The following is a 14,880-nucleotide window of genomic DNA, read 5'->3' as shown; positions in this document are numbered from 1 at the left end:
CAAAACGTGCCGCCCCTAAAAATTGGGCAGGCTAGTTCCTAAGAGGAACCGCTTTGCTACAAGCCCTCTGATTGATCGGGGGGACAAGACGCGTATCGTATTAAGCCCCACGGAGCCTAGTCCTGAAAAATTGGCAGCCAATGTGATTGGTTATCTGTGTTCCAAGACGAGTACTCGTTGTATTAAGGCTGCCAATTTTTTGCGGCAAATTCGATTCCAATTTTTTCGTGTTAGACCCCGTGACTCAGATCGTCGTTTGACGGTTGACCAATTTATTCAAGCATGGATGCTAAACTCGGTTCTTCTCTTTAGGCGATAGCCCTTTGGGCTGACGCAGAGCGTATCGCCTGAATCGGAATTTCTAGCAGTTCCTGCTGCCATTCTTCCGGCAAGAAGATAAGCATGTTACCAAGCAAAGTTGATCTATGGTGCGGGTCCAGTGCAGCGAGAACGCGAGCAAATGATTTCCACCCAAGACTTGAGGCGATCGCAACCGCTTCATTTACCAAGTCAGTTGGGTCAGGCGTATCTTCTTCCAGTAACAAGGGTAAGTACGTCTTGGCGGCAAACTGCTCATCCTCAGTTAGCGGCTCTCCCAAAGTGTTAACTCCCCTATATAAAGTACTTAATAGGTGAATTAACACTTTTCGGAAGCTGTCAAACCCACCTGCAACCTCGTTAGCAATTTGAGATATCCTGCTTCTGTGACAACCAACAATTTTGGCTAGAGCACCAGTGGTGACTTTCTGCTTTGCCTCATCCAAAACTTTGAAGGCTTGCAGAATTGACCAGTGGATACGTTCACTGGCACTACCTGCATCTGGAGTAATCTGAAATGCTGGTTTCGTTTCAAATTCTGCACCAGGAAATTTATCTTTCAGATAAGATAGATCGGCATCACTAGCAATGTACCAGTACAGCTGCTCATCCGGGCGTCTGGTGCTCCTGAGACGCCAGCCAGCTTGTTGCATTTCATTTTGTACGTGTTCTTGCACAAAAGCATCAAAATTGGCATTACCTCTATCCGGATTGCGATCGCCTGTCAACGTAGTGTATAGCATTTGTAAGTGTCCAATATTCTGGAAAGGTGTTCCAAAACTCACAAGTGCCGAATTCTCTTGAAATCTATTACTTCCTCGGTTGTCCTTGAACCAGTATCCGGCTTCGGATTCCTCATCTAGAGCACCTTTATGATCTATAACCCCTACAGATTCATGTTTCCTTTCTATGCCTGCTGTTAAGGCATTTACACGTTTCTGGGCGCTAGCGCTTCTGTCAGCCCCTAACAAGCCAAAGCCAGTAACTTGAGTAATTACTAAGTTCTTATAAGGTCTGACTTTCTGTTGGATAACAACAATCTCACTTGGATCACATTTAAGCTTCTGTGCTACCGATTTTCTGTTTTCCGTGCCGTCCAAAATTAAGGTAAAATCAGCTTGCTTCAGATGATCGCGGTGACGGTCGTTGTTTGTATAGATGATTAATTTACCCCACTGGATGCGGAAAGAGCCATCTTGCTCCCCTAGCAAAATTTCCAACAAAGGAACCAGCCAGTTTGATGGCATGTTCGCGATCGCATCCCGATTCTCCTTATCTGCTTCTTTCTGCATTACGTTACGAACGTATTTTAGAGATGCAGCACTTCCTTTGCGATCGCTCCGTGCCATGCTGTCTTGGGATACGCTGTCGGCTTCTTTTAACAATTCTTCTAGTTTGGGTGTGAACCGGCGAATGGTTTCTAAGGCTTGCTGAATTTCTGAAATCAGTAGTTCACCTAGCTTTTCTCGCAGAATCGCCTCTGACCAACCGTTGCGGGTATCTGAGTCTGTTTTTTCTTCTCCGTTTAAAATCTGTCGCAAAAAGAAAACAATTGGTTCTAATGTTTTTAGCGCTTCAGCTAAATCTTCATCCGCATCTGAATGCATCCTGCCTTGTAAATACATCCATGTGGTATCAAAATCTTTAAGCGACGCTTCCAACGAATCATGTGAATGAAATTGCGTCAATTCGTCTACAATGATCGCAATTCGCCGCGCTTCTCCTGTGTCTTTTCCTGTGTCTTCTTCTTCTTCGATATTCTCTTCGTTATCTGAATCTTCTTTTTTCTCCGGTACAGGCTTCTGCATTTCAGCGATATCAGGCAAGGAATCCAAGGAGCATCGAATCATGTTGTAAGCAAGTGCACTTCTACGCTCCCATCTAAAGCCACTCCCAGGAACTACATCATCTGTCTCTTCTGCGCCTATACAGGAAATCCTCAGCTTACAATTCAAGCAGAGCGGATTTTCTCCTGCTTCTAATGAAGTTTCCGTTCGGTATCCTTTTTCCGCATACTTGTAAAATAAAGGTGCTTTAAAGCAGTTGCCTTCTAGATTTGCTTGTTCTCCTTTTTGGGGCCAGCGGACGGAAGGATTATTTAAAGGAGTTCGTTTGCTGTCATCCGCGAACAGTCCATCGTTACGCACAGGTAGATCAGCATAATTCCGCTCAATGCTTGCAACGGTAGGATTCCGGTGCGTAGAGCTGGTATAGAATAATTTGTCTATTCCCAATCCCTGCGGTGTAAGCTCACCTGCAAGATGGGATTTTCCAGTACCACCAGAACTGTTGTCAAGAATAATTAATTTCTTGCCAGATGCTTTGGCTTCCTGTGCCAAGCTCTCTATAGTTTGTTGATGTTGCCCTTCTGCAAACTTAATAATCCCAGAATTATTTTCTTTCTCTGGGCTGATTTTGGTCTCAGATTGTGGACCAAAACCTACAAAGGGACGGGTGCGACTAAGATATTTTTTTAATCTACCCAAACCATTGATGAAGAAAGATTTTAATGATTCTTCTTGTTGTTGCTCGGTGTGGCGAGCGCAACATTTTTCAAATTGCTCTTGCTGGGCATCTCTGCGACTATAATCATTTGCAAAAGCAGTTTGCAACTCAGGTACATCTACACCAGCCTGTTGACAAAACTCTTTCGCCGCTGCTGCCCATTCTTTACCCTTGGGGTATTGTGCATTAATACCATTCTTGAAATGCCACCAATAGCCAAAAGCATTGAGTTGCTTATTGTCGGTGCAAGTCGGGCAAGCAAAGCCCCACCCATTACCATTTTGTAGCGGTGCAATCCATCCAGCTGTACCAGTAGTAGATTCATGCCAGGGACAACAACCACGTGCCTTGTTGCCCGTCCACTGCCAGTTATGTCCGGTCCAGTAAAAAGCATCAGCACCTAGGTTTTCTGAAGTTTGGGTAACGGCATCGATCAAACTGTTGGCAGTATCGCCGATAAATCCCGTAACGGTGCGTCTGTACTGCCGTTGGTTACGTTTTTCCGTTAGTTCGCGACGACGTACATTCTCTGGTAAATCACTTTCAGGCAGAGCTAGCAGCTGACGAATGCTAATTTCCTTTTCCCCCCGTGGTAGCTTACTGCTTAAAACCCGACGTACTTCTTGCCAGCGGTCTTGGCTGAGTGAGTCATACCAAGTAAAGTTTAAAGCAACAAAGCAACGTTGCATCCCTTGTTCAAATTCTTCTGGGCTATAACGCGCTTCACTGTAAAATTCTAGAGTTTGCTCTTTACCTTTTTCCTTGCGATAAAACCCAGGAACCCTCATTGGTTGGTGGGGATTGGTTACGGCTGGATCACCCAACAGTGCGATCGCTAACATCCGAGCAAAGAAAGTTCTTTGGGCAATATCAACCGTAGTTGATAACTTCCAGTGGGGGTGGGCAGATTTACCACCAGACCCGATGATGTACCCCGGAGTTAACCCAGACAGTTGAACTAGCAATTCAATGCGTTCCCACTGCTCAAGGGCTGTACCATCGTCCATTTCACCGCCGATATCATCCGAGGCTGGACAGAATTCCTTGAGTGGGTAGTCGCCCGGTTTCCCAGGAATATAGAATGCACCACCATCTAGCTGAGTCGTGCGCTGAGATAAAAATTTAAAAGCATCTGCGTGGTAAGCTGTCTTTCTTCGGTTCGTTCCAGATCCGCGCGTCTCGCATATAGGGAAGTTACCTAATTGGTTAATAGTCCCAGTTAAAAACTGATTGTGACTAAATTTAAGCCAAATCTTTTCGCCAACCTTAAACGCTAGATTTAGCCAAATCTTAAACGCTATTTCGCCAGTGAGAGTTTTTTTGGGAATAGGGGTCGCTTGGCGTTTTGTATTATCTGATGATACAAATTGTGTTTCAGAATTTGTTATGCGAACCATAAAAGCCTCCAAGAAAACCTACGTTTACGTTGGAGGCTCTATTTTTTGCTGATTTCGTCGTTGAAGCTTTTTGTTTCTTGACTAATCTTTTAAAATTACGGGGTTATAATTTTTTAAAAAATTAGCTAAACTGAAAGATATATATGTTTAAAAGCTTTTAAGTATCCGAAAGGTACTTTTTCAGCGAACGGGGGCGAATCAGCAAAAGATGAGCCTCCTTTTTAAGTTTATACTCTACAAATCTGCGTTGCTGATCATTTTTTAAATAATTTCCTCCTTTTTGGGAGGATTTTTGCTTTTTGAGTGTTTCCACTTAGTTGACATCACTTTGTAGACGAAGTTTTCGGAATACGCAAAGGAATGTCATTAAGTAACTACTGCTGTGGTTTTGGCTTTGGTTTCGGCATCTCCTTTGATGCTCCACTTGCCCATTGTTCTTTTATTATGAAGCTGGTGATAGAGTTTCCACTTCATAAATGTTATGGGCGACTGTTTGGTACAACAGAAACTCCAAGCTCTCAAAATCGTAAGATACATCTGTTCAGCTGCAATATTGCAGCGGTCACTTCATCAGCTGACTCAATTAGTCATGAATCGTGAGTAAAGTTAGGACTCAAATCACGCGGGATAATAGACATCATTCCCCCAAAGGCTGAATATAGAATCGACGCACTTAGTGAAAAGCCCTTGGAGCCGATAGAATATTGCAAAAGATGGATTGATATGTCCCCTGATGACCGGGGGTACAGAAAAGCCTGCATAGCCGCGCTCGCTGAAGCAACTGGGCTGAGTCCAAGGACTATAGGCAATTGGGGAGCGAACTTTGAAAAGCGACCCAATTATGTAGCGCATATTTTACGAATGGCGGATCAGCTCAACCAAATCAAAAAAATCGTCTTACCTGGTGACTTTCCTCAAGAATAATTTACTCGTGATTCGTGACTAAAAGAGTTGTATTATAGGCAGATATTTCTTAAGTTGAGGTTAGCAGTATGGGTTTTGCGTGCAGTAGCTTAATGCCTGCACAATTTCCTGTTGCTGTACCATCACATGTCACGAATCCTCAAAATGCAAACTGGGAGGCAATTCCACCACAACAAACATCAAATTGATACCCTCTGTCAGTTGCCCCTGGAACCGATGGAGTATTGCCGTCGCTGGGTTACTCACTCACCAGGACGTAATTATCGCAAAACTTGTATTAATGCGATTGCTCAAGCTACGGGGACGAGTCCCAAAACTGTAAAAGACTGGGGAAAAGATTTTTGCTTACGACCAAAATACATTACTCGAATTTTGCGGCAAGCGGATCTAATAAACCAATTTAAACAGCTTGTTGCTCAAGGGATTATCAATTTACCTTCAGGTTTTCCCCAGGAATAATTTAGTCGCTACTCGCTACCAATTACTAGAAAAAACCCTTGTAGTTAGTACAAGGGTTTTTTAGGCTGGCATACAGAAAGTTTATTAGACGTGCGCGATGACAACAACAGCAGAACACCAAATGGATTCGATTTCGACATTTGATATTACAAAATATCCCTTATTCGATGTCATGAAGGATATAAAAATAGGACGCATTCAACTACCAGACTTTCAGCGAGATTGGATTTGGGATGATACCCATGTGCGCCGTTTGCTAGCAAGTATATCGCTGGCTTATCCTATTGGTGCAGTCATGATGCTCCAACAAGGTATTTCACGCCAACAATTTAAACCGCGTTTACTTGATGGTGTCGCAACTACCGCAACCCAAACACCAAATTTACTAGTACTCGATGGACAGCAAAGACTAACAACTTCGTTCATGGTGCTGCTATCTGGGCAACCCGTCGTCGTCAAAGATCCCAAAAGCCAGAAATTAACGACAAAGTGGTATTACCTGGATATTGAAAAATGCCTTTCACCAGAGTGCGACCGCAAAACCGCCATTATTGCTTTACCCGAATCGAAAGTTATGCGAACTCGAAACGGCGATTTTATCGACTGTTCGACTCCAGAAAATGAGTATGAAGCGCTTTTATTTCCGTTATCCAAAGTATTCTTTTTTTCTGAATGGCGTAGCAAATTTTCTAAATACTGGCAGTACGACTCTCAAAAACTCGAACTAATTGACACTTTAGAATTAGAAGTCCTCAAAAAATTTGAGCATTATCAAATACCAGTAATTCAACTGCGCGATTCATTACCGAAAGAGGCAGTATGCCAAGTTTTCGAGGAAACAAATACAGCTGGGTGCGATCTCAACTTCTTTGATTTAATGAGTTCGAGTTACTGTGCAGATGATTTTAGCCTTCGAGATGATTGGAAACAGCGCGAAAGGCGCTTTCAGGCATTCAAAGTTCTCCGTCAAGTCCGTAGTACCGATTTTATGCAAGCTGTAACCTTAGTAACTGGTTACGCTCGCAGAATCTCAGCAGCTAAACAAGGCTGGAATGTAGATAAATTGCCTGGTGTCGCTTGCGGTCGTGCCGAAGTATTAAAACTAACAAAAGAAGAATATCAAACATGGGCTGATCCTGTTAACAAAGGTTTTGAAGAAGCAGCTCGTTTTCTACGCGGTCAAAAAATCTTTGATGCCAATGATATTGCTTACCCCATCCAATTAGTAGCCTTAAGCGCAATTTTGACTATTATTGGCGATCGCTCTCGTTCGTTTCAAGTACGTTCGATGTTAGAGCGTTGGTTGTGGTGCGGGATGTTTGGGGAAATTTATACCCACTGGCACGATTCGCAAGCTGGACGCGATATTGTCGAAGTACCAGCATGGCTCTCAGGTGGTTCGGTTCCTTTTGGCATCACGCAAGCAAATTTCTCGTTTGAAAGACTTCTTAGCGTCAGAAAGCGACTTGGTGCAGTTTATCAGGGGTTCGCGGCATTACTACGGCGTGAAGGTGCAGTAGATTGGATCACAGGCGAGGAAATTAACGACGTTGTTTATTTTGAAGAACAAATCGACTCACATCATATCTTCCCCGTCGCATGGTGTCGCAGACAAGGCATTGATCCCAAAAAATATAACTGCTTAGTTAATCGCACCCCATTAAGCGCTAAAACTAATAAAAGAATTGGTAGTAAAGCACCTTCGGCTTACTTGAAAGAGTTTGAGCTGCATGGAACTGCGACCGCTAGCTTGGAAGAAATAATGCGCTCGCATTGCATCAAACTAGAAATTTTACGCAATGACGACTTTGAAGCATTTTTCCAAGCAAGAGCAAAAGCGTTAATGGAACTCATTGGCAAAGCGATGGGCAAAAATTTAAGCCTTGAATCGATAGAGGATATAAATGGAAATTTACGCAATGGGAACGGTTACAGGCTACATCCAGAAATCATTACCAAGTATTAAGTGATTATACCAATTCTTTATTCAGCTGCGCTAAATAAAGCTTTAAGAATGAAATCGGGCGTTGCATAATAGAGGGATGAATTTCGGCGTTCTACTGTGTATTGTCCATACTATGATTCTACTGAGATTAGAAAAAACGGTAAACGAAGAGGTAAGCACGCATCACATTTGTGTAAAATGTGGTCGTCAATTTATTGATGCCTATAGTCCACCAAAAGGATACTCAGATGAGATAAAACAAGACTGGGTAGTGCTAAAGAGGAAAGGATGAGTTGGCTGGGAGAGAAGCATTGTAGTGATGGATGAAATTCCAAATCGCGCCAATGTGATTCTCTGACTTTTTGGAAAATGACAAAGTTTTTCTTACTAACCGTGAGACTCGTTGTCTTAACGTACAGTTAAATCGCTCAACATAGCTTGTTAAACCTGTTTCCTTACCAACTGCCCGATGTCGTTTGCTCGGTAGCGCTACAGGATAGGACACCCAGAAATCACTATAACAAACGGCACACTGGCGATACACGGCGGGTAAAGAGTCCCACAATGCCTGAGCCGATTTGCCACTGCGATCACCAATGGTTGCTCCCTTATGTGCATCGCCAATATAGCAACCAACGATCTCGCGTGTGCCAACGTCCATCGCCAGCCAGATCCATTGTTCATTACCTTTGTGATCCACAAACGACCACAACTCATCCATTTGAACTGTCAAGCGACGTTTCGGCTTTGGGCGTACTTGTACCTCCTGAGGCATCGTCTTCGACTTTTGATTGACGTATTGTTGCAACCACAATTCTGAAATCTGTAAGGCACGGGCAATGCCTACAAGCGAAATTTTTTCTAACAGCAACCGCTCAACTATAGGAATCCGGTTTGATTTGTGAAATTGTTTGCGTAGGGAGGGAACGCTTAACGCTTAACGCTTAACAGGAAAAAAGGCTCTTGAAGTGTACCTAGCTTCGTCAAAAATCAAATAGTAGTCCTATATCTCTTTGGTTTCATCTGATATCGGTCGCCACTGCGGGTCTTCAACGAATTGACGCCCACACTCACGGCATTTATAATTTTGCTTCCCATGCCGCGTTCGACCATTTTTCACGACATCCCCAGCATGACAACTTGAACACTGAGGCAAGGCAGGAGACATAATGCATCATTCAATCACAATAATCTCTATTCTCCCATCCTTTCCTCTTTAGCACTACCCAAGAAGCGATTGCTATGTGTATGCAGACAAATGCTGAGTTTATCTGGACAGAAACAGAAAACGAAGAATGAATAGGTGTACAAATTTGTACACCCTTCCTTCTCTCTGAAAAAAAAAGTATTTATACTTACTTTTGACTATTTTCTAATAATTTAGAATAGCTAAAATTAATACATGACTTGGCTTGCAAGCCAGAGAAAAAGCGGTTAGATTTAGTTTTGGGTACATTCGGGTACAAATCTCTGCTAACCTACTGTTATCCGACTTAAAAATCACTAGAATCTAGATGGGGTAAGACTTATGACGAATTCTAAGACCACTGACACAACCGCAAATGTACCCAAAAGTACCCAGAAAATAGAGGGAGTAAAAACACCTAAAATTCCAGCGAAAAATAAGAAGCAGTTCAAGTCGGTGACTGACTTGGGTAATCATTGGATTAAAGCACACGTGGAAGGCTACGAACTTATAAGAGAACCAAGCTGGTATGCTCGCTGTTTATCCAATACCTCTAGTAAGTTACCTGGTCACGTCCGCTATGTCAATGGTGTGAGGACTGAGCTAATCAACAGTTGCTGGCTAATCGGCAATCAAGCTGTCCGCAGTGGTAGCAGTGACCTTATGAGGTTGGTGGAAGATTACATGGGGAAATCATCTCTGTGGCTTGAGTACTTCTTAGGCACTTTAGCTCATCTACCACAGATTAACCCAGAGATGAATCTAGAAGTTACAGTAACTACCAATGATGTTAAACGTCACTCAGGAATTATCAGGAAGAACGAAGGGACGCACAAGGTAGAATTGTGTGGCGTCCCATGTGGTGTAACTATTACCATTAAAGCAATCTTACCCGAAGGCTTTGCAGCGCTTAAAAGCCAGAAGCTAGACGGTGCTGTGACCATCTGTGATATCGGTGGCGGTAACACGTCCATCAGTCGATTCTTCAACTCTGAGCCAGTAGGAGAAGTTGCAGTTAAGGATTTTGGCGCTGAATACCTAATTGAGCGAATTAGCTGTAATTCTGATCTCAAAGCACTTATCAAACAAGCACCTAGTAAGGATGTCATCAACAGGAGTATTGAGGTAGGAGTAAAGTTCAAAAAATCGGAGTTAAGTGAGAAAATTCCGTTTCTGGCTTATGGTGAATCAGATCTCAATTTCTACAAAGTCTATGAGTTCGAGCTACAGGACTTCATCAATTGCAGATTGCGCGAAGTCATTAAGCAGCTAGAACAGTATAAGCTTAGTGGTGACCAAATCCTGATAATCGGAGGTGGTTCTAAGCTTCCACTGCTGAATGCTGCACTAAAGAAGAAAGGTTTCTTGATTTCAGCCAATGGTGCTTTTGATAACCTCATGGGACTCATAGCGGAGGTTGGGTAATGAGGGTCTTACACGTAAAAAATTTGGGCAGGCTTATAACTACGAGTACCCGACTACGCTGACAGATTAACAAACAAAGCCTGCCCAAATTTTTAGGGGACAATGCAATGACAGCTGACAAAATCAGGATTAAGAAGTATCAAAAGCTCAAAGTACAGCAATGGTGTGAATCTTTAGAGATTACTGAGAGTCGGTTTGTTGAGGACGCAATAGGGTTTTACTTACGTTATTTAGAAGGAAAGTACCCAATTCTACCCACTCTAGCAGCGACAGCACCTGCAAGCTTAAACGGATATCAGGAACATGTGGTTATTAAACCAGCGCCGATAGAAACTGATGACCCGGACGAATTTGACGGGGGGATAGAGCTTTAAATCAAAAAGCACTAGCGGGTATCGACTGCCAGTGCTTGAGCATGAACTTGATTCTTGTGATTTGAAAATATAGCAACCACCAAGGCGGTTAGTGTGACTTGAACTAAAAAATGAGATTTTATCTCATGGGTAGTAATGCATAGTAATGATTTCATTTTGTAGACTAGCATTATAGTGATGAATAAAATACCAGATGTAACCGTTCACAGGATTTGAAACGCAGAGCGTGAAAAATGGGTTACTGAGGTGGTAGATTAAATTGCATGGATGAAAACTGCCTCGCCTACGGAATTGAAATTTCCGACTCTGATTGGGAAAAGACTCCAGCCAATGTCAAGGAATTGGTCGAGAAAATGGGGCAGCACATCAAAAAATCAGAAGAAAAGCTGGCTGAACAAGAGGTCAAACACCAAGAACTGTTAGAAAAAATCAATCGCACATCAAAAAACTCGTCATCTGCGCCGTCCTCAGATCCACTTCATGCTGAAAAACACCAAGAAAAAAACAAGAGTGGTAAAAAGCGAGGAGGGCAACCAGGACACAAGGGTCATAGTCGCGAGCTGTATGAGTTATCCGAGTGTGAAAGCGTTTTAGACCACCACCCACAAACCTGTAGCGGTTGTGCAGAAAAATTAAAGGGAGAAGATACCAACCCTTACCGTCACCAGATAGTAGAAATTCCTCCCATCAGTCCAATAATCGTAGAACATCGCCTGCACCAACTAATGTGCTCTGAATGCGGGACTTTAACCCGTGCAACATTACCCGTAGACGTATATCCAAGTGGTTATGGTGTGAGAGTTGTGGCTCTTGTAACCGTGTTGAGCGGACTGTACCGCCACAGTACTCGGATGGTGCAGAGTGCCATGCAAGATATACTTTGTCAGGGGATAGTTTTTACTTTATTGAAGGATTGAAAACGCAAGGTTAGCAATGAGTCCAACTCTTGTTTGTAAGTTGTGTGACACTGATTAAGACAGGAAGTGATTGCCGCCTTGAATGCACTAAAATCAGGATAGTAAATCGAGTATAAGCACTGCTTTTTAACGAATTTCCATAAGCGTTCAATCAAGTTTAAGTTGGGAGAATAAGCAGTCAGATAAAGCAGTTCGATGTTCAACGATTGAGCCAACTCCATCACCAGCGCACACTTCTGATATCGAGCATTATCCAACACCAGGGTAATTGGGATACTCAACCCTAAAGCAGCTAGCTTATTCAGTAGTTCGCAGACACTTTGAGCATTGATGTAAGTTTCATTTGTGACTAGAATTAACTCACGCGTTACGGCATTGAGGGCACCTAGAACATTGAAGCGTTGCCGTCCTGAACCAGATTTGATGAATAATCGCTCAAAGCACCACAAAAACCCAAGGTATGCACCCAAGACAAAGTGAGCCGCATCGACAAAGAACACTGCTCGTTTGCCTGCTTTCGCCTCTTCCAACCGAGGTTCTAGTTTTTTTTAACGAATTCCTCTTGCTCCTGTGGATCTGCTTTGGCAGGGAGTACCCCCACTCGGCAACAACTCATCCCCATCGACTTGAGAAACTGACGCACTTGCTCTCGACTGCGAACAATCCCCGTTCGCTCTTCAATCTTGGCAGCCGCTTGAGCCAAAGTTTTGGGAGGATGTTCTCGAAAGTAAGCTGACAAACTTTCCTGATGCTGCTTTAGTTCACTCTGTGGTCGGTAGAAGGTGATCTCTTTGAGCTTGGCAATTCCTCCTGCTTGGTAGTCCTGAAAGTAACTCAACAAGGTCGGTTTAGTAACTCGAATCAATTGGGCAATTTCCCAATGAGGATAACCCTGGCTTTTGAGGTACAACGCTTCCATTTTTTGTTGCACACGTGGGTGGGGATGATGAAAGCGTTCGTAATGCAGTTGTTTAATCTCGTCGGCAGTGAACGTGAGTTTGATCAAGTTGGTCACCAGAGTAAGAGTTCTCCTCTATTTTTAGCTCTGGAAAAAAGTAAAATCTATACCCTGGCAAAGTATATATTCGGAATTTCCATGTCTTTGGGTACAGTCAACAACCTGAGACTTGAAGCCAGCCATGCAGTCAAAAGTGCAGTTGACCAAGCAAAAATATACGTCCAAAACTCCGAAGTAATTGGGGCAGATGAAACAAGCTTTGCTCAGGGGAATGTTGATGGATGCAATAACAAAAAAAATCAAGGTTGGCTCTGGGTAGCGGTTACAACGCCACATGCTTCAAGTCGGCAAAGCCGCCCAACGCAGTGGCTCCCCTTAGTGACTTATTTTCAGATTGCCCTTTCCCGTTGTTCCGATACTGCCCGTAATCTCCTGGGTGAAAACTTTAGCGGTATTTTAAATTCAGACCGATATGCGGCATACAACTGGGTAAGTTTAGAACAGCGACAATTGTGTTGGGCGCATCTGAGACGAGAATTTATCAAAATCTCTGAGCGTCCTGGAGTTTCAAACGAGATCGGTAATGCTCTAGTAAAACAACAGGAGAAATTATTTGAGTTATGGCATCGGGTTCGAGATGGAACCTTGACACGTTTTGAGTTTCAACTTTTAGTATCAGAGATTCGTAACTCCCTCAAGTCCTCTCTACAAGAGGCTGCCGATTGTGAGATTGGTTCTAAAGAAAAAACACCACTAGCTAAAACTGTTCGCACTTGCCGCCAAATACTGAAAGTTGAACCTGCTTTATGGTTATTTGTGACGGTTGATGGCGTTGAACCGACAAATAATGCTGCTGAAAGAGCAATTCGTCCTGCGGTGATCTGGCGACGCACGAGGGTCTTACACGTAAAATTTTTGCCAGCCTTTGTTTGTTGATCTGTCGGCGTAGTCGGGTACTCGTAGTTATAAGGCTGGCAAAAATTTAGGGGACAATGCGTCACCAGTTTTGGTTCTCAAACCCAGGCTGGCAGTACTTTTGTACAAAGGATGTTGACCGTTGTGACTACTCTCAAGTCCCAGCGTCGAAATGTCTTGGATTTTATCACATCAGCAGTGAGTGCTGCGCGTGTTGGCAAAGCTTCTCCTTCTTTGCTCCCTAAAGTTCCTCTTGCTTCTAAGCAAGTAACAAATGCTGCTTAATCCACATTTCTCATATCCGGTTATTTACTTCTATTCAATTTAGGAGAGTCTCCGGAATTAACCTCCATAACTCCTACGCTCATTGAAATACATTGTGTTTTAGTTCGCGATCGCCCCCTGAACGGTTACTACCAGATAGCACCAATATGATTGTCCAGCATTTTGGAGAACGATAATGTTTTACGAACTAGTCGTCCAACTCGTTGTCGCAAGGTGTTGTTGAATCTTTCAATGTAGCTCGTTTTACCACTTTCTTTGCCTACTGATTGGTGTCGTTTACTGGGTAAAACCTGTTCATAAGCTTCCCAAAAGTCTGTGTAACACATTGCACATTGTCGATAGATAGGTGGTAGCGATTGCCATAATTGTTTTGCTGATTGGCTAGAGCGATCGCCAATATGTACCCCAACAATTTCTCTGGTTGTCGCGTCGATTGCAAGCCAAATCCATTGTTTATTAGCTTTCGACCCTACATATGACCACATCTCATCCATCTGGATTATCAGCCGACCTGGTTTTTTTTTAGTCACTTCAACAGATTTGGGAACCTGGTAATATTTCTGGTTAACGTAGTATTGAAGCCAACGTAGTGAAACTTCAGTGACACGGGCGATCGCCGCTAATGAAACCCGTTCAAGTAAGAGTTTATCGATTAATTCACGTGTTGAGTTATCAATCGGTTGTCTTGTTGGACTCTCGACAAACTGTCGTCCACAATTTTGGCATTTGAACCGTTGTTTTCCGTAGTGAGTACGTCCATTTTTGACTATGTTATTCGAGTTGCATTGAGGGCAGTGCATAGATTCTGTGTTGAACGACAGTTTTTTCTTTTATCATTACTATGCATTACTACCACTTCTTTTGTTGTTCATATTGTGCAGGTCTCTCCCGTGGCTGTTCACATTGGACTTTGGACTTTTTTGTCCAAAGTCCAATACTTATTCTCCCTTGTGGAATGAAACAGCCCTGCCCTGAACGCTTACGAAAAAACAGGAGTTTATGCAACCAATCACAATTTTAAAGGGCGCAGTGGCGATCAAAAAGTCAAAAACTATTTCGCCTCCCCAAGAACGGTGGCGATCTCAGGCTTTTTCGGGAAAATCAGTCACAATCTTGATTCAAGACTCAACTATCAGGTTAGGATAAATAGAGAAAATTTTCTAAAATTTTAACTTGATCTGAGCGTGAGTCACCCTATTCTCCCTTAATCTAGATTTAAAATAGGTTTCTTTGTTTACAAAGACTCCAGTTTTATACCCTGAGTAATGTTTG

General features: G+C 43.0%; 10 protein-coding genes and 5 pseudogenes. 9 read left to right on the top strand and 6 right to left on the bottom strand.

Annotation, left to right across the window (positions count from 1 at the left end; translation table 11 throughout):
* Nucleotides 1-308: 308 nt before the first annotated feature.
* Nucleotides 309-4,220 carry a hypothetical protein gene (locus AC5JM2_RS07370; RefSeq protein WP_495834245.1) on the bottom strand — a complete coding sequence of 1,304 codons (3,912 nt, stop codon included), beginning with the start codon at nucleotides 4,218-4,220 and terminating at the stop codon, nucleotides 309-311.
* A gap of 723 nt (nucleotides 4,221-4,943) precedes the next feature.
* Here AC5JM2_RS07370 and AC5JM2_RS07365 point away from each other — a divergent pair.
* The 4 genes and pseudogenes from AC5JM2_RS07365 to AC5JM2_RS07350 form a co-directional block, all read left to right on the top strand.
* The gene (locus AC5JM2_RS07365; RefSeq protein ID WP_495834244.1) at nucleotides 4,944-5,144 is read left to right on the top strand and encodes a hypothetical protein; all 201 of its coding nucleotides are present in this window, start codon (nucleotides 4,944-4,946) and stop codon (nucleotides 5,142-5,144) included.
* Between the two features lie 144 nt (nucleotides 5,145-5,288).
* Entirely contained in the window at nucleotides 5,289-5,603 is a 315-nt protein-coding gene (locus AC5JM2_RS07360) for a hypothetical protein (protein WP_495834265.1), read from the top strand.
* A gap of 97 nt (nucleotides 5,604-5,700) precedes the next feature.
* Nucleotides 5,701-7,569 carry a GmrSD restriction endonuclease domain-containing protein gene (locus AC5JM2_RS07355; protein ID WP_495834243.1) on the top strand — a complete coding sequence of 623 codons (1,869 nt, stop codon included), beginning with the start codon at nucleotides 5,701-5,703 and terminating at the stop codon, nucleotides 7,567-7,569.
* Between the two features lie 96 nt (nucleotides 7,570-7,665).
* Nucleotides 7,666-7,837 (top strand): annotated as a pseudogene (locus AC5JM2_RS07350) (IS1/IS1595 family N-terminal zinc-binding domain-containing protein); the annotation flags it as partial.
* Here AC5JM2_RS07350 and AC5JM2_RS07345 read toward each other — a convergent pair.
* Nucleotides 7,823-8,434: pseudogene (locus tag AC5JM2_RS07345) on the bottom strand (IS1 family transposase); the annotation flags it as partial. The pseudogenes AC5JM2_RS07350 and AC5JM2_RS07345 overlap by 15 nt on opposite strands.
* A 126-nt stretch (nucleotides 8,435-8,560) precedes the next feature.
* A pseudogene (locus tag AC5JM2_RS07340) lies at nucleotides 8,561-8,716 on the bottom strand (IS1/IS1595 family N-terminal zinc-binding domain-containing protein); the annotation flags it as partial.
* Between the two features lie 360 nt (nucleotides 8,717-9,076).
* On the opposite strand from AC5JM2_RS07340, the gene AC5JM2_RS07335 reads away from it, so the two are divergent.
* Together AC5JM2_RS07335 and AC5JM2_RS07330 are read left to right on the top strand one after the other, a co-directional pair.
* Nucleotides 9,077-10,159, top strand: coding sequence for a ParM/StbA family protein (locus AC5JM2_RS07335; protein ID WP_495834242.1), 1,083 nt, complete (start codon nucleotides 9,077-9,079; stop codon nucleotides 10,157-10,159).
* Nucleotides 10,160-10,266: 107 nt separating this feature from the next.
* On the top strand, nucleotides 10,267-10,533 hold the full coding sequence (locus AC5JM2_RS07330; RefSeq protein WP_495834241.1) for a hypothetical protein: 267 nt from the start codon (nucleotides 10,267-10,269) through the stop codon (nucleotides 10,531-10,533).
* An 11-nt stretch (nucleotides 10,534-10,544) separates the two neighbouring features.
* On the opposite strand, the gene AC5JM2_RS07325 is transcribed toward AC5JM2_RS07330, so the two are convergent.
* A complete protein-coding gene (locus tag AC5JM2_RS07325) occupies nucleotides 10,545-10,688 on the bottom strand; it encodes a hypothetical protein (RefSeq protein ID WP_495834240.1) in 144 nt (47 codons plus the stop codon).
* A gap of 108 nt (nucleotides 10,689-10,796) precedes the next feature.
* On the opposite strand from AC5JM2_RS07325, the gene AC5JM2_RS07320 reads away from it, so the two are divergent.
* Nucleotides 10,797-11,450: a DUF6444 domain-containing protein gene (locus AC5JM2_RS07320; RefSeq protein WP_495834239.1), complete on the top strand. Its 654-nt coding sequence runs from the start codon at nucleotides 10,797-10,799 to the stop codon at nucleotides 11,448-11,450.
* Here the strand turns inward: AC5JM2_RS07320 and AC5JM2_RS07315 are convergent.
* Nucleotides 11,417-12,456 (bottom strand): annotated as a pseudogene (locus tag AC5JM2_RS07315) (IS630 family transposase). The gene AC5JM2_RS07320 and the pseudogene AC5JM2_RS07315 overlap by 34 nt on opposite strands.
* A 75-nt stretch (nucleotides 12,457-12,531) precedes the next feature.
* Here AC5JM2_RS07315 and AC5JM2_RS07310 point away from each other — a divergent pair.
* A pseudogene (locus AC5JM2_RS07310) lies at nucleotides 12,532-13,608 on the top strand (IS66 family transposase); the annotation flags it as partial.
* 128 nt (nucleotides 13,609-13,736) lie between these two features.
* On the opposite strand, the gene AC5JM2_RS07305 reads toward AC5JM2_RS07310, so the two are convergent.
* A complete protein-coding gene (locus AC5JM2_RS07305) occupies nucleotides 13,737-14,408 on the bottom strand; it encodes an IS1 family transposase (RefSeq protein WP_495834238.1) in 672 nt (223 codons plus the stop codon).
* A gap of 199 nt (nucleotides 14,409-14,607) precedes the next feature.
* Between AC5JM2_RS07305 and AC5JM2_RS07300 the strand changes: the two genes are divergently transcribed.
* A complete protein-coding gene (locus AC5JM2_RS07300; protein WP_495834237.1) occupies nucleotides 14,608-14,754 on the top strand; it encodes a hypothetical protein in 147 nt (48 codons plus the stop codon).
* The last annotated feature ends 126 nt before the right edge of the window (nucleotides 14,755-14,880 follow it).

Source organism: Brasilonema angustatum (assembly GCF_059505445.1).
This window is presented reverse-complemented; position numbering and strand designations above follow the sequence as displayed.